Here is a 23,663-nt window from a genome sequence, read left to right on the forward strand (position 1 = left end):
ATTTTACAAGCGAATCCTAAGAGCCTGTCAGATCAGTAGATATAAGAGGTAATTTTGCTCACTCAAAACGCAGTCGAAGTTCCGAAACAAACCAAAAGACTGCTTGCGGTACTCGACTTCGTTTTTCCTAAAACTTCCTCTCTTATATCTACTGATCTGACAGGCTCTTAGCATTTCGGTGTTTTTGCAGTAATATTTCAATCTCTTGACCATCAGCGTCAATTAAGCACCACAGCCAAAATACTTGCCCTTTAATTACTACTCTGACCTCGTCAACATGCCACTTATCTCGATAGGCTGAACCTTTGCGTTTTCTATTGCTTGCGCATAAACTATAGCTAGAGTCAGTGAGCTAGGGACGATAAATTTTAGTGTGAGGCCTTGAGCAAGCTTTATAATACGTGAGCACAGGTGAATCACGCGAAATTTTGTCGTCCCAAGCTCACTGACCGACGCTATACGCTGGATTCCCGCCGTTGCTGGGAATGACATCGAGTGCGTTAATAAGAGCCTGTCAGATAAGCTCGGTTTTAATAACCAATCCATAATACAGCGTTACTCCTGACCTCCTCTATCAAGCCATCACTTTGGCTCTTTTTCAAGATACAATCCATAGTTCGGGTTAATTTTGTAGATAGAAATTAATACTAATGCACTTTACTGCCACTCTTTGCTTTAGCAGTGATAATACTTGAATAAAATTATTGACATAATTATATACAAATCCTAAACTACAACCATAGGTTAATAATACCCAATTATCTTTTAAGAATTGTGTAGGTTAAAATACTACTGTTTTAAGCAATAGAACTCGCTTTAAAACTAGAAGTTCTTACTTCTCAAAAATTCTAACTTACTATTCTTTATTATAATAGGAAATTAAACTAGAGGTTTATCATGAAAAGTAGAATAGATGAAGTTACTGAAAGAGCTTTTTGTTATGCGCTGAATTTTTTTCGGTCTAATGATAGAAGCGTAGACAATCAAAGACTATGTATACAACAAATAATGGATATTACAGGTTTTGACTTTGATACAAGTCTAAAAACCCTGTCTTATCTATATATATGGCTATTGACACTATGAATATAGGTCAAAGTATTATAGAAAGTAACATACGGACGGTTACTCAAGCTATTCATAATCACATATCAAATGTGCAAATAGCTCAGTCCTTTAGCTCTCATCAACCATCTCATCAAACTAAATCACCGCATAACTATTCTCAAGCTACAAACGATGAAGTTGATAGGCATTTTGTATATGCGTACGATAGTAGCGACGGTAGACTTGATATGAACGGATTTTTTGAAAAAGGTGATTGGGTTGTTCGTAGAACTGTCGAACATTTAGATTATCTAACACAATCAAAAGATAGACATGTTCTTTCTGAAAAGAAGCATTTGAATTTTAGCTTTAATTTGATGAACGATGAATCAGTTTCTTATTTAGCAAGATTTTTACATTGGCAAGAATTAAATTTACTTCAATTGAACTTAGGGTATAATAGAATTTCAAATCTGGGTATAGAATCTTTATTCTATAATTTACGAAATGATTTCGATGTCAGAACACACCAAATACAACTTATGAATTTATCTAATAACAATATCGGTGATTATGGTTCTAACTATATATCACAATCCCTTGTATCAGGTAGATATCCTAATTTAAGGTCTTTAGATGTTTCAGGAAATCCTATTACAGAAAAAAGTTACGTACACTTTGCAGAAAGTTTTAAATCTGACGTTGTAAAAGAAATAGTTGTTATTTTAAAAATAGCCAATACACTGCCTGAAATTAAGGAGTTTTTTTCAAAAGGTTTTAAATATTACATTAATCAAATAGACCAATATGTTAGCAATTTTTCAACTAATAAAATTAGAAGTAATATGGAGGTTGATAAATGGAAAGAATGTAAAGAACTTGGGGTTAATGTTGGTAATAGTGTGATTGATGGTTTTGTAAAAGGTGGAATAATACTTAAATCTATACCAGGTGCTTTGTTTCTAGCAGGAAAAGAAGCTGTTATAGATAATCTTTTAACTCCTGAAGCTCTATATTGTTATATTGACACTAGAGAACTTGTAGGTGAAGTATTCGATCAAAACTGTACAATTTTTTAGATTTTTATATGTTTTATATACTTTTTAATAGTCTCACAAAAAAATATTTTCAATTTTCAGGACGAGCTAACAGAAAAGAATACATAGTTTTTACTGTTTTCTTTTTTTTCCTATTTGAGTTTTTAAAATTATTTTCATCTAAGGATTATTCTAATTTTGATATTCGATTAATGGGTTTCAAAGAAATAGAATTTTCTGCATATATAACATTATTTTTTGTTTTATTTATAACAATACCATCTATCTCTATAGATATAAGAAGATTACATGATTTAAATTTTAGCGGTTGGTGGATTTGGTTTATTTTTTTATTAAATATGTTAGGCGTAATTTTTTTTGAACAGTATATATTTTTATTTGAATATATCAGATATATTATAGATGCACCTTTACTTATATTAAAAGGAACTTCTGGTGCTAATAAATATGGTGAAGAACCTATATATTAAACTGTTATTAAATGTACGTTTAAAAATGATAGAATAAGCTTTATATTGTAAATTTGAATAGTTTTGGACATACAAACTACCAACCTAAAAATTGGTAGTTTTTTTTATCTCAAAACCGCATATAGGACTTGAAAGTCATTATAGAAAAGACGACAATGGTAATTGTATCATAGCTGAAAAATTTAGCGATATTTTACAAGCGGATCCTTACGCTTTATCTAAAATAAAAGTAATAACTGTCGGCGATACTAATATGGATTATACTGTCGTTTGTAAATTTGCCGACGTTATACAACATCAAGTATTTAATTTAGACGGATTTTACCATGATAATAAAATAATGATGGGGTTTTAAGACTGTTACACGGAGTTATAAATGCTCCTACATGGAGGAATATTGTACAGATTGATTTTTCTCTAATAATTATCATAATACCCCACACTTTTATCCCGTCATCCGCACAATGTGAGATTGCAACAAACTAAACATCGCAGATAGGCTGCCACTTTGGGAGTGCCAAAAATAATACAGTTTATGTATTATCTTTTTTCTTTTTTTTACTGTTAGTAGCAACAGATTCATTTTGTACTGGAAAAATAGGATCTTCTTCAGCGTGGAGATCATTACCAGTTAACAAATTTTTGATTTGTTTACCAGATAATGTTTCATACTCAATTAGTGCTTCTGCCAATATATGTAATTGATTTATATGAGAAGTTAATATAGTTTTAGCAAAATCATATCCTTTTTCAATAAGGCTTTTTACTTCCTGGTCGATAAGTTCTGCCGTGTGTTCTGATTTATCTTTTGCTCCGCCTCTACCTCCATAAGCATATAAATCCTCATTAGCAGCTCCATGATATATTGGCCCAATCACAGTACTTAGCCCCCATTCTGTAACCATAGCTCTAGCCATTTGTGTTGCCATCTTAATATCAGAAGAGGCACCAGAAGTTACTTTATGTAATCCAAAAATAATTTCTTCGGCTACTCTGCCGGCCATTGCCACTGCTATATCAGCTTCCATTCTATCTCGAGTAATAGAAAAACGATCATTTTCTGGTAACCTTATCACCATACCTAAAGCTCTGCCGCGTGGTATAATCGTTGCTTTATGAATAGGGTCAGAAGCTGGGCAGTAAAGCCCTACCAAAGCATGCCCTCCTTCGTGATAAGCAGTTAATTTTTTCTGTTCATCTGACATCACCATTGAACGACGTTCTACACCCATCAATACTTTATCTTTAGCATTCTCTAAATCTTCCATCTCAACTTCTTTTTTACCGTTTCTAGCTGCAAGTAAAGCTGATTCATTGACAAGATTGGCTAGTTCTGCACCGGAAAAACCTGGAGTACCACGAGCAATAATACGTGGCTCTATTTTTTGACTATGTTTTATTTTCTTTAAATGTACTTGTAAAATTTGTTCTCTACCATCTATATCAGGATTTGGCACTGTAATTTGCCGATCAAATCTGCCAGGACGCAATAAAGCTGGATCAAGTACATCTGGACGATTAGTCGCTGCAATAATTACCACTCCCTCGTTTGATTCAAAACCATCCATCTCTACCAACATTTGATTGAGAGTTTGCTCCCTCTCGTCATTGCCACCACCAAGACCAATACCACGATGACGTCCAACTGCATCAATCTCATCAATAAATATTATACAAGGAGCATTACGTTTTCCCTGTTCAAACATATCTCTAACTCGACTAGCACCTACTCCGACAAACATTTCAACAAAATCTGATCCTGAGATGCTGAAGAACGGAACATTAGCTTCACCTGCAATTGCTTTTGCCAACAAGGTTTTACCAGTGCCTGGAGGACCTATAAGCAAACAGCCTTTTGGAATCTTACCACCTAATTTTTGGAATTTGCTGGGATCTCTTAAAAAATCCACAATTTCTGTTAATTCAACTTTAGCTTCATCAATACCTGCGACATCTTTAAAAGTAATTTTAGGACCTTTGTCAGAAATTAATTTAGCTTTAGACTTACCAAAACCCATAGCTTTTCCGCCACCTTGCATTTGGCGCATAAAAAACACCCATACACCAATCAACAACAGCATCGGAAACCATGAGACAAAAATACTAAATAATGAATTCATTTTAGTATCCGGCGGTGATACCTCTATATGGACATTATTCTCATTAAGCCTATTGATTAAATCTGGATAATCTGGAGCATAGGTCGAAAAAGAACTACCATCAGCAAAACTTCCTTCAATCATCCTACCTTGTATTTTAACCGAGCCAATTTCTTTATTCTCAACTCTGGTTAAGAAATCTGAAAATGCAATATTATTTTTACCACCAACAAGGTTATCTCCTTGTAAAGCATTAAAAATAAACATCATACCAACAAAAATTGATATCCAAATAAGAATGTTTTTTCCTTGATTGTTCATTTTATAACCTTAAAACAATTTATACTCGCTCTCATCTTGAGAGTAGTTTAGCAACATTGTGTTAAACTGTATTCCAGTTGTCACTTGATCGTACCATATGTATCAAGTTAAAGAAAATTGACGCTCAATCGCCTGAACTGAGACGAAGTCGAAGCAATCCAAAAAATGAACGACATGTTTTACTGAATTGCTTCGACCCACTATCGTGGTCTCAGCTCAGACAGAGGACTCGCTTCATTTCCTTAACTTGATACATATGATTATCGTACACTCCAAAGCTCTCCGTCTACCCGACTCTATTCACAAAGTAATATTTTAGATTTTTATTCTAAGAGGCTGTCTTGAAAGTCTATATAAGAGAGGAAGTTTTAGGAAAAACGAAGTCGAGTACCGCAGCGTACCCTTTGTACGTGAGGAACGGAGACGAGTTTTGACAACAAAATTACCTCTTATATAGACTGATCTGACAGCCTCTAACAGAAATGTGTAAAACGTGACATAAAACCTGGTCTAAAGGATAAATCAAGTTTCTCTATCAAATTGGCACTATCATAATAAGATATATGGGGAAGCGCTATAACTTTTTCAAATATTTTGATAACAGGTAGAGTAAATAATATAGCCTGATGTTTATTGGGAGATAAATCAATAATATTTTCTAATACATTTGATAAATTTAATTTTTGCCTCAAATATTTATAATCACTAGCTAAGAGTCTGGTAATGTAAGCATATCTAGGTAAAGATCTATTTCTGTGGTCAAGACAAAACCTATTATCCCATACTGCTCTATCGATTAATGGAACATCTAATGGAGCATTCTTGCCAAATTCTCGATAAACCAGCAATATATTTGCTGATTTATCGAGAATACATCCATGTAAGGTCTTAATAAATTTTTGACAATCATGTAATAAAGACAATATTGGTAGACTGGATCGCGCCCGTGGTACTTTAGTATTGCCACTAATTACAGTTAACACGAAATGAATTAATTGTAATTGTATATCGTTGTTAAAATTATCTAATTTATCAAGCTCAATTTTTGCGAAGCCATATTTATATATAGTTACTGACTCGGCGATGGCTGCAATTAATAGCGGTTTTATTATATTTGCTTGATCGTTAATTTTATCCTGTTGTAATCTTAATTCTTTTTTGCGAAGCCGATCTTGTCCAGCTAAAGCTATTCTAATCTGAGCACGTTTATATTTATTGGACAAATTTGATTCATCTTCAAACCAGCTTATATTATTAACTAATAAATAATTTAGCAACTCTACTTTATGAATATCAAATAATGGCCGTAAGATCCTGGTATTACCTGTAAAATTTATAGGGCTATGATGTAATCCTAAAGTACCACTTTTACGTTCTTGCCTGATAATAAAATTTTCAAGGTTGTCATCAGCATGATGTGCTGTCAGTAAAGTTAAAATATCTAGTTGTTTACACAAATTAGTCATTAGGCTATAGCGCACTTCTCGTGCTCTTTCTTGTAAATTAGAAAAATTATTTTGGTGATCCCAATTGAGTATAGCACAATTATAACCAAAATCTTGCGCTAAGTTCATCACATGTTTAACTTCAACTATAGCTTGTGCCCTTAAATTATGATTTACAGTCATAATAACCAGCTTTATACTACGCGAAGTAGCCCACTGATGCATTAATGCCAAAAGAGCTACTGAGTCCCCTCCTCCTGAAACTGCAACAGCTATCACTTTTGGATAATAACCATCCAATAAATGATATAAGTTATATTGGAATTTGGAGTATAACATTACTTGTTTATACTAAAACAGCCATTTGATTTAAAGAATATATTGTATCATTTAATACTTGTAATAGACTACCCTTAAGCTTATCAGACGATAATGTAATTTTAGTATTTAATAAATCATTTATATTGATACGATTAGCCTTAATATAGGATGTAGTTAAATCAATTATATCCTTTTTCTTATTATGACCATCCATATAAGACATCATAATTTTTTGTACTTTGTTGATAGTTACTTTTTCATGGAATATATTTGTTACCCATAAATCAGTTCTATTTTTTACTTGATATAAAGAAAGAGTTGATAGTTTAGGTTTTTCTAAGTCTCTTTTAGGTCTATCAGCTTGTAATGTAATTTGAATATGCCCTTGAAATACTAAACCTACTATATGATCAGATAAGGCTTTTTCAATTACATCCAAACTTTTACCACCTAACTTTATATTAGCTTCTTCAACTAATTTACTAAAACTTATAGGATTGCGTAAATTTTCTTTCAAGACATACAACACAGCTTTCATAATAGGATGGGTAGTAGTAATTTTTATATCACTATCAAGTTTGTTAATAAAATTAATAGTAGTTCTAGGGTTAACAATATCGTTATTAGTTATTTCTTTCTCTGTTGCGAGATAACTTTGAAAATTAAATTGTTTTATAGAATTAATATTAATAGATCTATTTAATTGTATATTATCATGACATAATAAAGTTGTTCTAAATCTACGATTAGTAATAAAATCCATATATTGTTGTATTTCTATAAAATCATTAAACTGTTTTAATATTTTAGCGACATTCTCAGGAAGATTATCGGGAAACATAATAGCTAGATCAGTTTCAGATAAATATTGCAAACCATTTTGCTTTGCCTTTTGTATAAATTCAAAGAAACGATATTGTTTATTATATTCTTCCAAATGCTCATGAATAAAATAATAATCAGGAGCATTAGCCAATATCTCAACTTCTTTTTTTATAATTTTACTATATGGAGAGTCAACATCTGTATTCTTGAGCATAAAGTCAAGAAAAGATTTTGCCTGAATATATTTCTCACGCAAATCATTTGTTTTTCTAGTATGATATAGCATCATTTCTCTGATACTACGAATCATGTTCCAACCTGGTAAAGCATTGTAGCTAATATAAGCTATACCATTTTCACTAAGATTTTTACTGTACACTTCAAAAATTTTATTTTTTACAAACTCTGGTACCCATGATAATAATCCATGAGCAATTATATAATCAAATTTACCCCAGCTCTCATCAATATCAGTAATTGAACAATGATGAAACTTAATATTTTTTAAACCCAACTTGACAACATGCTTATTAGCTTCATCAATCTGTGTTTTTGATAAATCTACTCCAACAAACTCTGCTTCTGAATAATTTATTGCATGTGGAATAAGGTTACCTCCTATTCCACAACCAAGCTCCAGAACCCTCGCCTGCCCCGGCTTTACTGGATTCATACCAAATAAAACACCTAAAGTCATCAGATGGTATAGACTACTCTGTGGAAAAGTATCACTATCATAAGTTACATTATCATATGATTTTCCTATATTATCTACTTTTGCAACTTGTAAATTCACCATATTCATACTTAAACCGTCACTTATATTAATAATGAATTATTCAGCATCGTGTTATATACATCATCTAAAAATATTGACACTTGCTGCCTAATTACAGACTCATCTTTTAATGTCTCATTTTTTGTATCAGTTAATGTTAAATCTTTTTCTTTAATATTAATTAATACACGTTCCAAAATTTCTTTCCTATCAAGCTTACCATCCATATATTGCATAGCCATTATCTCTAGCTCATTAATATTTACTATACCGTGTTTTAAATTCGTTACCCAACCATTTTGAGTATTTCTAACCTGGTATAAAGCTATTTTAGTAAGGCATGGTTTATCCAGATTTGGTTCTGGAACTTGAAAATATTGTAAAGTAATATTTACATATCCTTGCGATACTAGCCCCATCAAATTATTCAATAACCTATCTTGCACTTTTTCCAATATATTGTTATCAAATTTTTTAAGTTTTTGAGTTGCCATCATTGTTAGCTCATCAAAACTTAATGGATGATCATAACAATCAGCAAAACTATACAACACAGCTTTTAAATATGGTGAAGCGGTAGATAAACTCAAGTTATTATTAGTTGGATCAACAAACTCTATTCTTTCGCTATCATTATTAATATCAATATCATCAATATGCTTAGTTGGAAGAACATTGCATGTCATATTGAATTGCTTTAATCTATCATTATTCGCTAAACTTAAAGCAAGTTTTGCATGACATAATAAAGATTCCCTATGCCTACGATTTATTATAAAATCTATATATTGTTCTTTTTCAATAGCATCACTGTCACCTTTTAACAGTTCTGTAATTTCTGCCGGAGTACCTTTCATCGACATTGTAAACAAACTACTATCAGTTAAATATTGTAAATTATATTTGTTGGCTTCTGCAATAAATTCATTAAAATAAAATGATCTATTGATTTCTCCTAAATAATTTGACTTCAGCTCAAAATTTGATAAATTTTCTACTATATCCCTTTCTAAATGCAAAGATTGAGTATAAGCTGCATCCTGATCTACAACACTATCAGCAATAAACTGCAAACAAGCTTTAGATTGAACAATCCTTTCCTGAATATTTTTATAATTCCTTGTGGAGTATGTCATTATATCTATAGCATTACGCGTTGAATTCCAACCAGGTAACGTATTATAACTAATATAAGCTATACCATTTTCGCTGAGATTTTTATTGCATATCTCAAATATCTTATCTCTAATTGCATCTGATACCCATGATAATATGCCATTAGCAATTATATAGTCAAATTTTCCCCAACTCTCATCAATATCAGTAATTGAACAATGATGAAATTTAATATTCTTTAAACCTAACCCTATAGCATACTTGTTGGCTTTATCAATTTGTACTTTTGACAAATCAACTCCAATAAACTCTGCTTCTGGATAATTTACTGCATGCGGAAGAATGTTCCAACCAGTGGCACAACCTAACTCAAGCACTCTTGCTTGTTCTGGTTTTACCGCGTTCACACCAAATAAAACACCTAAAGTCATTAAATGATAAGGGTGACTCTGAAGGCATGACTGATTTTCATAAGGCATGGCTTCATATGCGCTTGAGTCCTCAAGCGGTTCTAAATTATTTTTCATATATTCTTTCCAAATCAATAACATCTAAAACTATTATGTTAAAATGTCCTTGTATAATTAGTTTAACCACCATAAAACATACAAAAATAATTGCACCATAAATTCAAAATTATGACTTTATTTTTGCAAAGCCAATGTCGAAATAATAACGTCTTGTTAAATTAATAACGCATTAGCTGCAGCTTTATTTAAAGCTACATTTAAACAGTTAGTTAGCTCCTTAACCAATTCTTCGTGATCTTCGATCTTTTTACCTTCCCGGCTTAACACTAACTCTCCAGCTGTTACATGCGGCATTACAGCATCAACGATCTCTTGCTTAGTTCTTTTACCATCCATATATTTTATAGCATATTTTTCAAAAATATTAATTTCTACAGCTTCGTGCTTTAGACTTGTAACCCATAAGTTATTAGTATGAGTAACTTGGTACACTGGTAATTTAGCTACTTTTGGGCAATCTAAATTAGCCTTACTTCTAGTATTTTGTAAAGTGATGGTAATATATCCTTGCAACACTAATCGCATAGCATTACTTAAGAATTCTTTTTTGATTTCTGCTAATTTATTCCCTCCTAGTTTTTGATTGCTACTTGCGCTGAGTTTATCAAAACTAATAGGGTTATTTAAATGTTCTGCAAAACTATATAATATTGCTTTCATATATGGTGAGGAAGTAGAAAGGCTAGATTCTTTATTACCATTTAAGAAAAATTTTAATGAATCCAATGAATCATTAAGATCTACTTGCGCTAATTCTTTTTCAGGAATAATTGTAAGAGCTAGGTTAAATTTAGTAATATCGTCACTATTAATAGTTCTATTTAATTTTATGGAACTATTGCATAATAAAGTTGCTCTAAATCTTCGATTTGTAATGAAGTCCATATACTGCTCTGTTCGCACTATATCATTTACTGCTTTTAGAGCCTCTGCAACTTTTGGCGGCATATTCCCTAAATACATGGTAGATAAGGTACTATCTGACAAATATTGTAGGTTATGTTTATTAGCCTCAGCCATAAACTCATTAAAATAATATTGCTTATTTTCTTCCTCTAGATGATCATGTCTTAAATAATGATTAGATTGCTTGGCTAATAAATTAGCTTCGTTTCTTAACATTTCTGAATATGGAGAAGTTGATCCTTCTAGACTATCTTTAACAAAATCTAATAATAGCCTCGATTGAGAAATTTTATCCTGTACGTTACTAAACGTTGCCGAATGATAGAGCATCATATCTCTGATAGTGCGGATCATATTCCAACCAGGTAAAGTGTTGTAGCTAATATAAGCTATACCATTTTCACTGAGGTTTTTTTGAGCAATTTCAAAAATTTTACTTCTTACAAATTCTGGTACCCATGAAATCACTCCATGACAAATTATATAATCAAATTTACCAAAACTATCATCAATATCAGTGATCGAGCAATGATGAAATTTAATATTTTTTAAACCAAGATCCTGTACATGTTTATCAGCCTCCTCTATCTGGGTTTTAGATAAATCAACACCAACAAATTGGGCTTTAGGATAATTTATTGCATGCGGAATAATATTACCTCCTGCAGCGCAGCCTAACTCTAGCACTCTCGCTTTCTCTGGGGCAGTAGGTTGCATACCAAACAAGATGCCTAAAGTCATCATATGATATGGGTGACTCTGAATATAAGGATAGCTTTCGTAAGGCACTTCATCGTAAGTGTTATTATTGTTTTTAGTGGTGATTTCTACTTTGTCGCTCATATTTTATCTTTATAGATTTAATCATAATTTAAGCAAATTATATAGTGATTAAGTAGCCGGTCAACCAAATTTACTAACTTAGGCTGTAAACCTTATTTGATTTATAAATAATAAATTCATTGTACACTCTCTATATTTATGCATTTATTATATTATTCTATTGATTTTATGTAATATTTTTATATAATCTCCTATATAATATTATAAAATAATAGAGGTTAATATGTTTAAAGATTTAGGAATAATAGAACAATTAATTATTACTAAAGAAATAACAGAAGAAGTAAATTTAGCAGGTTACAATATTAGCGATGCAGTTTATATAGAACAGTTAATGGATATTTTAAAAAATGCTAATAGTGTGACAAAGCTTGATTTAAGTGCTAATTGTTTAAATCATGAGTGTATAGAAAAACTAGCGCAAGGACTACCGGAAACTAATATTACTACGCTTTATTTAAGAGCAAATAAAAGAATAAATGCAGAGGGCGAAAAGGATGGTAAGCTTAGTGCAGACACCGTGCGCGCTCTTGCTACAGCTCTACCTAACACCAAAATCACCGAACTCTGCTTAAGCGGTAATGAAATAGATAACGAAGGTGCAACAAACTTATTTAATTCATTGCCTAATACTAAAATTGTTAACCTTAAACTACACTATAATAAAATAGATGATAATGGTGTAGAAGCACTAGCTGAAGCTTTAACTAACCCAGAAACAAAGCTTACCACACTAGACCTTAGTGAAAACCGTATTACGGGTACAGGCGTCGAATCACTAGCTAGAGCTTTGCCTAACTCCAATTTAACTGAACTCGATTTACATAGGGATAGCAAATTCTGGATCCCTGAGAAAGTCTGCGCATTAGAATTAACTGGAATAATTGAAATTAAGTTTGGTGATAGCATTGCCCAAGCCTTGGCTAGTACTTTAGCTAATCCAAAAACAAAACTTACTAAGCTTAATATAAATGGTAATGAAGTAAGTAACGTAGGTATAGAAGCAATAGCTTCAGCATTGGCACAAAATCCTGAAACATCTCTTACTGAGCTGCGGATAGATGGCAATATTGGAGACGGTGGCAAAAGCAGTGCATACATGGTACACAGTATGCCCGGCATAACAGATGAAGGAGTGATAAAACTAGCCGCCGTCTTACCTAAGACTTCGTTAAAGATACTTAGTTTAAATAAAAATGCAATTGGTGATTTAGGAGCTAAAGAATTAGCAGCAGTTCTACCAGAATCTAAATTAACTGAACTTTCATTGAGAACAAACAAAGTAGGCGATGATGGCGCAATAGCGTTATTTTCTGCACTTCCTTACTCATTAATAACTAGTCTGATACTGCATGGTAATAAAATAGGTCCTAATGCAGCTCAAGTGCTAGCAGAGATTCTTCCTAACCCCAACATCAAAATCACAGAAATCGACCTCAATTGTAATGAAATCGGTGACTTAGGTTTAGAAGCTATAGCTGGTACCTTGCTTTCTTCTAATATTGAGGTGTTACGCGTAAATGATAATAAGATAGGTGATGACGGCGCACAAGCTTTAGTTAGGGCTTTAAACTATAACGTTGCAAAACCAAAACTCACACACATTGTTATAGAAAATAATAAGATAACTAACTTAGTCAAGGCAAATTTATGTAATGCTGTTGCCGCTGCAAATCTGGAAATCAATATAGAATACTACTCTCCTGTTAGAATTAAAGAAATAACAGGTCAAGTTGCAATAAATACTACACCACAATCAAATACTGAAACCCTCTTATTATATCCATATTTCAGTAAAGATGTACTCTTAAATGAATTCTCTATAATAGAAAACTTAATGATTTACCCAAAAGTCTCAACACTTATAATACGTGCCATGGATCCTCTGAATATAAACAAGCTTTGTGAAGTTTTGCCACAAACAAGAATTACTAAACTGATTATAACTGATAGTAAAAAGATAACTTCCGCTCATATACAACAGCTAGCTAGTATCCTACCAGAAACTGAAATTACTAATTTAGCTATCGATTTTGTGGATGATGGTGGTGCGCAAGTTCTAGCTACAGCCTTACCTAGCTCGAAGCTGACCACGCTTAGTTTATCATATAATCCAATAGGTGATGACGGCGCACAAGCTTTAGCTACAGCTTTGCTTAAACCTAATACCAAACTAATTAATCTTAACCTGCAAAATTGTAAAATTACCCACAATGGAGGTCTCATACTAATTACAGCTTGGAAACAATATTTAGATCAAGTAGCGAACGATCCAGAAGGCCAAGGAATAACAACTCATTACATGAACTTGGTAAATAATGAACTATTTAGCGCACTAAATGGTGAAGGTATAAATGATATTATAGGATTCATCGCAGCAGATGTATCTTTAGTAAGATCCATAAATTTTATTAATGATGGCTGCTACTTACCTTCAAAAAAAGTTCACCGATTGTTACTTGATTTTCAAAAGATGTGTGAACTTTCTATTGCAAAAAACGATGAACAGTCGAACGAAATTGAATTGCTCATCGAAAAATTTAATGAATATCTTGGTACAGCATTAGACGAAGTTTTTGCAGATTATCCTTTAATTGGTTTAACTGATTATGATAGTGATTATTGGTCCTAACACTGATTATGAATGATCTTATTTGTTATGAGCTCAATTTTTCGAGAGCGTTCAATGAACCATACACATCAAGTTAAGGAAAAAGGACGACACGAACGTCATTGCGAGACCGCGTTAGTGATCGAAGCAATCCAGAAAATGCGTCAATCCTGGATTGCTTCGACCATAAATGGTCTCGCAATGACGAGGAGAGAGGCTCAGCCACAACTGTCGAAAGTTGATGGAAAGCTTTTAGGAATGTCATTGCGAGGAGCTGTAGCTCCGTGGCAATCCAGCCTTTTATTTTACCTTTGGTGGATTGATTTTGGATTCCTACGCTTGCCTATTGCTCGCTCTGAATAACCACTTGTATGCGGTTTACATCAACTTTCGACAGTTGTAGAAGCTCAGCTTAATTGATTTTATACGACAATCAATTATCAACTTATCCAAACTTGACGCATATGGTTCATTGAACACTCTCATTTTTCTGCTAATGTTTTTAAAGTAGCATTTAAAATATATCATACTTGAAAAACACACTACTTTAAGCTAGTCTGTTGGATCTTAGAGTAACAAAACAGAATAAATTTTGTGGATAATACAGATCATAACAACTTTGCACCAGTAAGTCTTGAAGAAGAAATGAAACGTTCTTACTTGGATTATGCAATGAGCGTAATTGTAAGTAGAGCAATACCTGACGTACGAGATGGGCTAAAGCCTGTGCATCGCCGCATTTTATACGCTATGCATGAAGCAGGTTTTATTGCTACTAAAGCGCACCGGAAATCAGCAAGAATCGTCGGTGACGTAATCGGTAAATACCATCCTCACGGTGATGGTGCCGTTTATGATTCTTTAGTGCGCATGGCACAAGATTTTTCTCTGAGAGTACCATTAATAGATGGGCAAGGAAATTTTGGCTCAATGGACGGCGACTCTGCTGCAGCTATGAGGTATACTGAGTCACGATTAGCTAAAATCTCTCATAATCTGCTTGCAGATATCGATAAAAACACTGTTGATTTTATACCAAACTATGACGGTTCTGAGAGTGAGCCATCTGTATTACCCTCAATGTTTCCCAATCTTTTGGTCAATGGCGGCGGTGGCATTGCTGTTGGAATGGCTACTAACATTCCTCCGCATAATCTAGGCGAAGTCATTGATGCTTGCTGTTTATATGTAGATAATAATGATATTGATATATTGGAATTATTATCGGCGATTAAAGGTCCGGACTTTCCTACCGGCGGTATCATTCTTGGCACCAACGGCATCAAATCTGCCTATCTTACCGGTAGAGGCAGTATCTTAATTCGTGGCCGTACTGAAATTGAAGAACAAGGTAATAGACAAGCGATAATTATTACCGAAATCCCATATATGGTTAATAAATCCAAATTAGTAGAAAAAATTGCTGAACTTGTGCGTGATAAACGTATTGAAGGAATTAGTGATCTCCGCGATGAATCAAACAAGGCCGGTGTTCGAGTAGTAATTGAAATTAAGAGAGATGCAGTAACAGAAGTAGTGCGAAGTCAGCTATATTCTTACACTCAACTACAAACTAGTTTTGGCGTAATTATGCTTGCTCTTGATAATGGCCTACCAAAGGTTATGAATCTAAAAGATATTATTAGTAGCTTTGTTAATTTTCGTGAAACAGTAATCACCAGAAGAACTATATATTTACTAAATAAAGCACGTGATAAAGCTCATATTTTGCTTGGACTTAGAATAGCAGTTAATAATATCGATGAAGTAATTAGAATTATTAGAGCTGCTAGCGATCCTCTGCAAGCGAAAGAACAGCTGATGCAAAGAGCGTGGGATATAGCTGATATTATTGATTTAATAAAATTAGTAGACGATAAAGCTGAATTTACTACTGCTAACACTTGTCATTTTACTGAAGCACAAGCAAAAGCCATTCTAGAGATGAGATTACAGCGCTTAACCGCAATGGAGAAAAATAAATTAGAACAAGACTTAACTGAGCTAGCACAAGAAATTGCTGATTATCTCGAAATTTTAAGCTCAAGACCCAAGTTGCTCGGCATATTAAAAGACGAACTGATATTAATTAAGAATGAGTTTACTACACCTCGCCTAACCAGTATCGAAGAAGGTAATTTTGATACTGATATGGAAGAATTAATTCAACGTGAGGATATGGTAGTCACCGTAACCCATAGTGGCTATATCAAACGTGTACCACTGGCTACTTATAGAGCTCAAAATCGTGGTGGTAAGGGAAGATCCGGACTATCAATGAAGGATGAAGATATCACGACCCAGATTTTTGTTGGCAGCACTCATACTCCAATGTTATTTTTTTCCAATATCGGTCAAGTATATAGTTTAAAACTTTATAAATTACCTCTGGGTAATCCTCAAAGTAAAGGTCGCCCAATTATCAATATTCTACCACTACAAACTGGAGAAACTATTACCAATATCATGCCATTACCTGAAAATGAAAATGAGCTTGATAATTTAAATATAATGTTTGTAACTAGTAAAGGTAACGTTAGACGTAATGATCTTTCTGATTTCAAACGTATTCAAGCTAACGGAAAAATCGCTATTCGTTTAGATCAGGACGACACGTTGGTAAGTGTTAAAGTATGTAAAGAAGATGAACATATTTTACTGGCAACTAAATGTGGTAAAGCCATTCGTTTCCCGGTCAATTCCGTACGTGTATTCAAGAGCCGCACTTCGGACGGAGTACATGGTATGAGATTGGCAGCGAATGACCAAGTGATTTCTATGACCGTATTGAAAGGCATATCCTGTACTATGGATGAACGACAAGCTTATCTATCTATTCCTATCGAGAATAGGCTTGCAATAGCTGCTGGCGCCGATTTTGATCCACAACAATTCGATGTTAATTTAAGCAAGGAACAAATTATAAATATGGCTATGCTTGAAGAACTGATTTTGACAGTGGCTGAAAATGGTTTTGGTAAAAGAACTTCCGCATATGAATATCGCATTACCGATCGTGGTGGTAGTGGTATAGTGAACATGGATTTATCTGATAAAACCGGTAATGTAGTTGCTGTAATGCCTGCTGGAGTTACGGACGAATTAATGCTGATTACTAATAATGGTAAATTAATTAGATGCAAGCTTGAATCTGTACGTGTTACCGGACGTAGCACTAGTGGAGTTATTTTATTTAAGATGGAAGCTGGTGAGAAAGTATCTTCAGCTTCTCTCATCGTAGATTCTGCAGAAACAGAAGATACTGATATAAATAATGGTGAAGTATAAAATTAGATCTACTTCTTCAGTTTGAATTAACGCGAGTTGCCAATTAAACTGCTAAAACTCTCGTTCTACGACTGAGCGAAGCTCCCTCAACTTAGACGGCTGCAACTGCCTCTATAGTAATAAAATATTTTAATGATGCCATCCCGTGCTAAAGCTGGGATCTAGAAAATTTAGTAGATTTTTATTCAGCTTAAAATTTAAGTAGAGAAAGCTAGATTCCTGACTGCACAAGAATGACATCGGATATATTTTAAAAAACATAAACAGATTTACATGAAAATCAAATTTCTTTCAGAAAGTACTATTAATAAAATTGCAGCGGGAGAAGTTATTGAACGTCCAGCTTCGGTAATCAAGGAATTAGTAGAAAATGCCATTGATGCAGGTGCTAGTAAAATAGATATTATTTTAGAACAAGCAGGCAAAAATCTAATAATAATTGCCGATGACGGTTTAGGGATGTCGCCGGAGGAACTTGAGATAGCTATACAAAGGCACACTACTTCCAAACTTGATGAAACCGATTTATTGAATATTAATAGCTTTGGTTTTAGAGGTGAAGCATTGCCGTCAATTGCTGCAATAAGCAAGCTACTAATTACTTCTAAAACCAAAGAAAGTGATAAAGCTTTTCAAATACAACTAATTGGTGGCAATCCAACGCCTGTGAAGCCAACTACTCATAATAGAGGCACTAAAATTGAAGTGCGGGATCTGTTCTTTGCTACTCCTGCTAGGTTAAAATTTCTAAAGAGTGATAACGCAGAGCTTGCTGCTTGCGTTGATTGCGTTAAAAAGATCGCGCTAGCTCATCCGAATATTGCTTTTAACCTAAGCAATAATGGCAAAAATATCATTAAGGTGAAGCAAGCTCAACATAATGTTCAAGAACAAGCATCAAAGCAAAGAATCACCGAGATTATGAGTGAGGCTTTTATCGAAAATGCCGCTATGATAAATTTACAGCACGATATATTAGCCATTACTGGTTATACTAGCATCCCAACCAATAATAAAGCAACTGCAAGCGAACAGTTTTTATTTGTAAATAACCGACCAATAAAAGATAAAATCTTAAATACTGCTTTACGCATAGCTTACCAAGATTATCTTGCCAGAGATCGTCATCCGATAGTAGTAATTTTTATGCAAATTGATCCGCAATTTGTCGATGTCAATGTGCATCCTGCCAAAAGCGAAGTAAGGTTCCAAGATCCTAATTTAGTACGTAGTTTATTAGTAAACGCTATTCGCGATGCTTTGTTTACTGTCAGTAATCAAACATCCACAACAATCGCTGATGCAGCAATTGACCTATTTACCACACCACTACCTGATAAAAAGGTAGTACGTCAACAAAATCCCAGGAATTATCATGTTTTTGATTACGATAGCATTTATCGCAATATGAATGCACCAACACAGTTATTACAAAGTAAGTTACTGACTACCTCCCCTCAAGCACTTGTATCAACAGAAGCTGAAAGCAATAATGATAATATAGATTATCCTCTAGGAGCTGCCAAAACTCAGTTGCATGACACTTATATCATTGCTCAAACTCAAAATAGTATAATTATAGTAGACCAGCATGCTGCGGATGAACGTCTAGGGTATGAAAGGATTAAACAATCATTAAATAATAATGGTCTAATAAAACAAAGGTTGTTAATTCCTGAAATAGTAGAGTTAGCCAGTGAAATACTTGCAGAGCAGTTTTTTGCTCATCAAGAAACTTTAGCAGAACTGGGGTTGACAGTTGAAAAATTCGGCGAGCGTTCAATTATTGTTTCAGAAATTCCAAGCCTGGTTGGAGATATTGATATTAAGAAACTAATCTTTGATCTGGCAGAGCACATTAACGAAACTGGTACGCAATCAAATTTAACTGAATTAATAGAACATATCACTGAAACTTATGCTTGTCATTATGCAATCAGAGCCGGTAGAAAATTATCAATCACTGAAATGAATGAATTACTAAGACAAATGGAAAAAACACCATTTTCAGGTCAGTGTAACCACGGACGCCCTACTTATATTGAACTAAAACTTAAAGATATTGAAAAGCTCTTTGGCAGAAGGTAATTTTCTTGACCATGATACACATAATATGTAAAACTATCCATTTTATTGCAGATAAAGAGACGTAATGCCTAATTACAATAATATTTTTATTACTCACGTTAATCAAATTCAACAAGAAGGCAGGTATCGAGAATTTATAGCATTAAATAGGCTGGCCGGTAATTTTCCTAAGGCTCTTAATCATGTCAACAACGATGAAATTGTGGTGTGGTGTATTAATGATTATCTTGGTATGAGCCAACATCAGGATGTTTTAGATTCGGCAGCAACAGCATTATCAAAATATGGTGTTGGTTCGGGCGGCACCAGAAATATTGGTGGTAATAATGATACTATTGTTGAATTGGAAAATGAATTGGCAGAATTACATGGTAAAGAATCAGCTTTGGTATTTACTTCAGGTTATGTTGCTAATGATACTACTTTAAGTAGTTTAAGTAAAATTATTCCTGGTCTTACGTTTTTTTCTGATGAAGCAAATCATGCTTCAATTATTGCAGGTATTTGTAATTCTAGAGCTGATAAATATATCTATAGACATGTAGATACTTTGCATCTAGAAGAGTTATTGCAAAAAGTTGATATTAATAAACCTAAAATAATTGTTTTTGAATCAGCTTATTCAATGGATGGACTATTCTCGCCTATAGCAGAAATTTGTCGATTAGCAAAAAAATATAATGCTTTAACTTTCATTGATGAAGTACATACTGTTGGTTTATATGGTAATGGTGGTGCGGGATTTGCCGATATGCAGGGATATGCCACAGAAATTGATATTATTCAAGGAACTTTAGCAAAAGCGTATGGTGCTATTGGTGGTTATATTGCAGCAAATCACACTATAATAGACGCAATCAGGTTAACTGCTCCAGGTTTTATCTTTACCACCTCCCTGCCCCCTATTATTGCTCGTGCAGCATTGGCTAGTATCAGACATTTGAGAAACTCTGATATTGAGAGAAAAACTCATCAAATGGTGATAGCAAAAGTAAAAAATATGTTTAAAAATGCTAAAATTAATTACTTTAAGAATGATAGTCATATTATCCCGATAATTATCGGAGATCCAATCAAAACCAGACAAGCTTCTGAAATGTTGTTAAAAAATTACGGAATTTATGTACAGCATGTAAATTTTCCAACTGTACCAAGAGGAACTGAACGCCTCAGAATTATTCCAACTCCAAATCATACTGATAAAATGATTCAGGAATTAACCGATGCTTTAATTGCAGTTTTTAATGCACTAGATATAGAATATCAAAAGCAAGCCGCCTAAATACTCGGTGAAAATTGAGAATTGCGTTGTCGTTCTTGAAGAATCTGCGATGCTCGCGTACTAGATGTACGCTCCGTTTCTCGACTTCAGAACTCCTAGCACTTCTTCAATTTTGACCTTCGTATTTCACTTGCCGGTGTCATATCGAACTGATATATCCTCACAAAAATTGTTGCTAAGTGGAGATATACTGCGAGTAAATGAAAAAGTTGGCAGTAACCAAAAGAAGTTTGGGCTCAAACGTTGTAAGCTTTTACCTATATGCTTACAGAACCAGAACTATCACACACAAAGGGCTTAATACTGGATTGCCACGCGCCTAGGCGCTCGCAATGACAAGTAATTACAACATTCACTAAGATTCATGATGGAATATAAGAAGTAAATGATAGCATTCCCTGACATTAATCCGGTAATTGTCGCTGTAGGACCTTTGGCAATTTCATGGTACTCACTATCTTATGTAACCGGGATATTAATAGGTTTAAATTTATCAAAAAGAATTGTAACTAAATTTTCTTTAAATATTACTCATAAAAATCTTGAAGATTTTATTAGCTGGGCGATCATAGGTATTATAATAGGTGGAAGGCTAGGTTATGTCTTATTATATGATCCTGTTAAATTTCTTACTCATCCTATTGATATTCTCAAAACTTATGAAGGAGGAATGTCATTTCACGGTGGCATTACCGGGATAATCACAGCTGGATATATTTTCTGTAAAAAATATAAACTACATTTTTTGAAATTTACCGATATACTAGCTATAGTTGCACCTATTGGATTATTTTTAGGTAGAATTGCTAATTTTATCAATGCAGAATTATATGGCAGAATTACTGATGTTGCGTGGGCAGTAATTTTTCCAAATAGCGATCTGCGTCCACGTCATCCTAGCCAGATATATGAAGCTTTATTAGAAGGCTTGGTATTATTCATAATTATATTGTTTAGCGTTTTTCGTTATCGTACTCTTAGTAGTTCTGGTAAAACCTCCGCAATATTTTTAATTTTATATTCTATTTTTCGAATAATTATTGAAAATTTTCGTGAGCCTGATTTTCAAATTGGTTTTATTTTGAATTACATAACCATGGGACAGATTTTATCCTTACCGATGTTATTTTTAGGATGTTATTTATTAATAAAACGCTAATATACAAAATTAATGCCAATTGATTCCACAATCAGAGACCTTATCCAACGAAACGGTTATATTACCGTTGAGCAAATGATGCATCATGTATTAGCCGCTAATCCTGGTTCTTACTATCAGCAACAGGCAATACTCGGTGAAAGCGGAGATTTCATTACCGCCCCAGAGGTATCCCAAATATTTGGCGAAATCATTGGTATATGGTGTGTTGAGCAATGGTATAAGTTAAAATGCCCAACAAATATTAGCATAGTGGAGCTTGGACCTGGGCGTGGTTTACTGATGCGTGATTTATTGAGGACAGTACGGTTAATTCCAGAATTCTACAATAATGTAAACATTCAACTGGTAGAGATTAATCAGAATTTTATTAAACTGCAAAAAGAGAATTTATCAAAATTTGATATAAATATCAAGTGGTTACCGACAATATATGAAATCGAAGACTCCCCTACCCTGATCATCGCCAATGAGTTTTTTGATGCCTTACCAATAAAACAATATATTAAGCTAAAAGAAGATTGGTATGAGATAATACTTATTGTTGACCCTCATGACGGTAAGATCAAATTTGACAAAATATCCATGCACAAAGAATTACAATCACAATTAGCACAGGATCATATTAATGCTCATGATGGTGCTGTTATTGAAGAATCTCCAGAATCATTGGCGATTATTAGATTTATCGGAGATCATTTCAAAAAACATAGTGGTGCTTCACTAATCATTGATTATGGTTACGATATTAAATTGCCACAGAGGAATAGATCGCATTATAATAGTACTCTACAAGCTATAAAAAAGCATCAATATCATCCGCTGCTTGAAAGTTTAGGTGAAGCTGATTTGTCAGCTCATGTCGACTTCAATGCTTTAAAAAATACAGCTTTTGCACACGAACTGACAATAGATGGATGTATTTCGCAAGCAGAATTTTTAATCAAATACGGTATTCTCGAGAGGGCTGACCGCTTACGTAACAATTTGGCTATAGACGAAAAACATATTATAGATAAGCAAGTACAACGTCTTATTGCACCATCACAAATGGGAAATTTATTTAAAGTGTTAGCTTTATCATCACTAGACACAAATGAGGTAACTAACGCTAGTTCGAATCGGTGATAAGCTAGTTAATCTCGAACACACAGAAGTCATCCCGATACTACACACAAAAGTCATTCCGAATACGAAAAAAGTCATCCCGAACTTGTTTCGGGATCTCATCAAGACCTCATAATATCCCGAAACAAGTTCGGAATGACTTCTGCATGTTCAGGATGACATTAACAACATTAAAAAAATAGTGCACAATGTCAGAATTTAAAATCTCTTTGTATGAGTATGACTAGAAGCATTAGAAGTATTATCTCCGTCCTTAGTCCGATTATAAGACTTATTCTTACAACTTCTTATAGAGGACATAATAGAAGTTAAAGACATAGGTAAGAATGCTAAAACAGCAAAAGCTAC

16 protein-coding genes are annotated in these 23,663 nt (G+C 33.6%); 10 read left to right on the plus strand and 6 right to left on the minus strand.

Annotation, left to right across the window (positions count from 1 at the left end):
- Positions 1-148 precede the first annotated feature (148 nt).
- A complete protein-coding gene (locus Trichorick_RS09255; protein ID WP_410250271.1) occupies positions 149-256 on the minus strand; it encodes a hypothetical protein in 108 nt (35 codons plus the stop codon).
- An 811-nt stretch (positions 257-1,067) separates the two neighbouring features.
- On the opposite strand from Trichorick_RS09255, the gene Trichorick_RS00350 reads away from it, so the two are divergent.
- The 3 genes from Trichorick_RS00350 (at position 1,068) to Trichorick_RS00360 (ending at position 2,930) form a co-directional block, all read left to right on the plus strand.
- Entirely contained in the window at positions 1,068-2,126 is a 1,059-nt protein-coding gene (locus Trichorick_RS00350) for a leucine-rich repeat domain-containing protein (RefSeq protein ID WP_323738294.1), read from the plus strand.
- Positions 2,127-2,134: 8 nt separating this feature from the next.
- Positions 2,135-2,575 (plus strand): DUF805 domain-containing protein, encoded by a 441-nt coding sequence (locus Trichorick_RS00355; RefSeq protein WP_323738295.1) that lies wholly within the window; start codon positions 2,135-2,137, stop codon positions 2,573-2,575.
- A 91-nt stretch (positions 2,576-2,666) separates the two neighbouring features.
- A complete protein-coding gene (locus Trichorick_RS00360) occupies positions 2,667-2,930 on the plus strand; it encodes a hypothetical protein (protein ID WP_323738296.1) in 264 nt (87 codons plus the stop codon).
- A 178-nt stretch (positions 2,931-3,108) separates the two neighbouring features.
- Here the strand turns inward: Trichorick_RS00360 and ftsH are convergent, their stop codons facing one another.
- From ftsH to Trichorick_RS00385, 5 genes are all read right to left on the minus strand, one after another.
- The gene (ftsH, locus tag Trichorick_RS00365) at positions 3,109-4,995 is read right to left on the minus strand and encodes an ATP-dependent zinc metalloprotease FtsH (RefSeq protein ID WP_410250248.1); all 1,887 of its coding nucleotides are present in this window, start codon (positions 4,993-4,995) and stop codon (positions 3,109-3,111) included.
- 473 nt (positions 4,996-5,468) lie between these two features.
- Complete coding sequence (tilS, locus tag Trichorick_RS00370) at positions 5,469-6,779, minus strand: tRNA lysidine(34) synthetase TilS (RefSeq protein ID WP_323738297.1); 1,311 nt, start codon at positions 6,777-6,779, stop codon at positions 5,469-5,471.
- Positions 6,780-6,786: 7 nt separating this feature from the next.
- The gene (locus Trichorick_RS00375; RefSeq protein ID WP_323738298.1) at positions 6,787-8,385 is read right to left on the minus strand and encodes a methyltransferase regulatory domain-containing protein; all 1,599 of its coding nucleotides are present in this window, start codon (positions 8,383-8,385) and stop codon (positions 6,787-6,789) included.
- A gap of 20 nt (positions 8,386-8,405) precedes the next feature.
- The gene (locus tag Trichorick_RS00380) at positions 8,406-10,007 is read right to left on the minus strand and encodes a class I SAM-dependent methyltransferase (RefSeq protein WP_323738299.1); all 1,602 of its coding nucleotides are present in this window, start codon (positions 10,005-10,007) and stop codon (positions 8,406-8,408) included.
- A gap of 156 nt (positions 10,008-10,163) precedes the next feature.
- Positions 10,164-11,759, minus strand: coding sequence for a class I SAM-dependent methyltransferase (locus Trichorick_RS00385; RefSeq protein WP_323738300.1), 1,596 nt, complete (start codon positions 11,757-11,759; stop codon positions 10,164-10,166).
- 223 nt (positions 11,760-11,982) lie between these two features.
- Between Trichorick_RS00385 and Trichorick_RS00390 the strand changes: the two genes are divergently transcribed.
- The 7 genes from Trichorick_RS00390 (at position 11,983) to Trichorick_RS00420 (ending at position 23,315) form a co-directional block, all read left to right on the plus strand.
- Positions 11,983-14,391: a hypothetical protein gene (locus Trichorick_RS00390; RefSeq protein WP_323738301.1), complete on the plus strand. Its 2,409-nt coding sequence runs from the start codon at positions 11,983-11,985 to the stop codon at positions 14,389-14,391.
- A gap of 54 nt (positions 14,392-14,445) precedes the next feature.
- Entirely contained in the window at positions 14,446-14,733 is a 288-nt protein-coding gene (locus Trichorick_RS00395; RefSeq protein WP_323738302.1) for a hypothetical protein, read from the plus strand.
- Positions 14,734-15,015: 282 nt separating this feature from the next.
- Complete coding sequence (gyrA, locus tag Trichorick_RS00400) at positions 15,016-17,658, plus strand: DNA topoisomerase (ATP-hydrolyzing) subunit A (RefSeq protein ID WP_410250272.1); 2,643 nt, start codon at positions 15,016-15,018, stop codon at positions 17,656-17,658.
- A gap of 273 nt (positions 17,659-17,931) precedes the next feature.
- Entirely contained in the window at positions 17,932-19,746 is a 1,815-nt protein-coding gene (gene mutL, locus Trichorick_RS00405; protein ID WP_323738304.1) for a DNA mismatch repair endonuclease MutL, read from the plus strand.
- Positions 19,747-19,810: 64 nt separating this feature from the next.
- Positions 19,811-21,028 (plus strand): 5-aminolevulinate synthase, encoded by a 1,218-nt coding sequence (hemA, locus tag Trichorick_RS00410; protein WP_323738305.1) that lies wholly within the window; start codon positions 19,811-19,813, stop codon positions 21,026-21,028.
- A 388-nt stretch (positions 21,029-21,416) separates the two neighbouring features.
- Positions 21,417-22,187 carry a prolipoprotein diacylglyceryl transferase gene (gene lgt, locus Trichorick_RS00415; RefSeq protein ID WP_323738897.1) on the plus strand — a complete coding sequence of 257 codons (771 nt, stop codon included), beginning with the start codon at positions 21,417-21,419 and terminating at the stop codon, positions 22,185-22,187.
- Between the two features lie 12 nt (positions 22,188-22,199).
- Positions 22,200-23,315, plus strand: a complete 1,116-nt coding sequence (locus tag Trichorick_RS00420) for a class I SAM-dependent methyltransferase (RefSeq protein ID WP_323738306.1) — start codon at positions 22,200-22,202, stop codon at positions 23,313-23,315.
- The last annotated feature ends 348 nt before the right edge of the window (positions 23,316-23,663 follow it).

Source organism: Candidatus Trichorickettsia mobilis (assembly GCF_034366785.1).
GTDB classification, from domain to species: Bacteria; Pseudomonadota; Alphaproteobacteria; order Rickettsiales; family Rickettsiaceae; genus Trichorickettsia; species Trichorickettsia mobilis_A.

Excerpts from the sequence above, each read along its gene's own strand:
- Trichorick_RS00350 (WP_323738294.1), top strand. The coding sequence starts at position 1,068 with ATGGCTATTGACACTATGAATATAGGTCAAAGTATTATAGAAAGTAAC.
- Trichorick_RS00355 (WP_323738295.1), top strand. The coding sequence starts at position 2,135 with ATGTTTTATATACTTTTTAATAGTCTCACAAAAAAATATTTTCAATTT.
- ftsH (WP_410250248.1), bottom strand. The coding sequence starts at position 4,995 with ATGAACAATCAAGGAAAAAACATTCTTATTTGGATATCAATTTTTGTT.
- tilS (WP_323738297.1), bottom strand. The coding sequence starts at position 6,779 with ATGTTATACTCCAAATTCCAATATAACTTATATCATTTATTGGATGGT.
- Trichorick_RS00375 (WP_323738298.1), bottom strand. The coding sequence starts at position 8,385 with ATGGTGAATTTACAAGTTGCAAAAGTAGATAATATAGGAAAATCATAT.
- Trichorick_RS00380 (WP_323738299.1), bottom strand. The coding sequence starts at position 10,007 with ATGAAAAATAATTTAGAACCGCTTGAGGACTCAAGCGCATATGAAGCC.
- Trichorick_RS00385 (WP_323738300.1), bottom strand. The coding sequence starts at position 11,759 with ATGAGCGACAAAGTAGAAATCACCACTAAAAACAATAATAACACTTAC.
- Trichorick_RS00390 (WP_323738301.1), top strand. The coding sequence starts at position 11,983 with ATGTTTAAAGATTTAGGAATAATAGAACAATTAATTATTACTAAAGAA.
- Trichorick_RS00395 (WP_323738302.1), top strand. The coding sequence starts at position 14,446 with ATGAACCATACACATCAAGTTAAGGAAAAAGGACGACACGAACGTCAT.
- gyrA (WP_410250272.1), top strand. The coding sequence starts at position 15,016 with ATGAAACGTTCTTACTTGGATTATGCAATGAGCGTAATTGTAAGTAGA.
- mutL (WP_323738304.1), top strand. The coding sequence starts at position 17,932 with ATGAAAATCAAATTTCTTTCAGAAAGTACTATTAATAAAATTGCAGCG.
- hemA (WP_323738305.1), top strand. The coding sequence starts at position 19,811 with ATGCCTAATTACAATAATATTTTTATTACTCACGTTAATCAAATTCAA.
- Trichorick_RS00420 (WP_323738306.1), top strand. The coding sequence starts at position 22,200 with ATGCCAATTGATTCCACAATCAGAGACCTTATCCAACGAAACGGTTAT.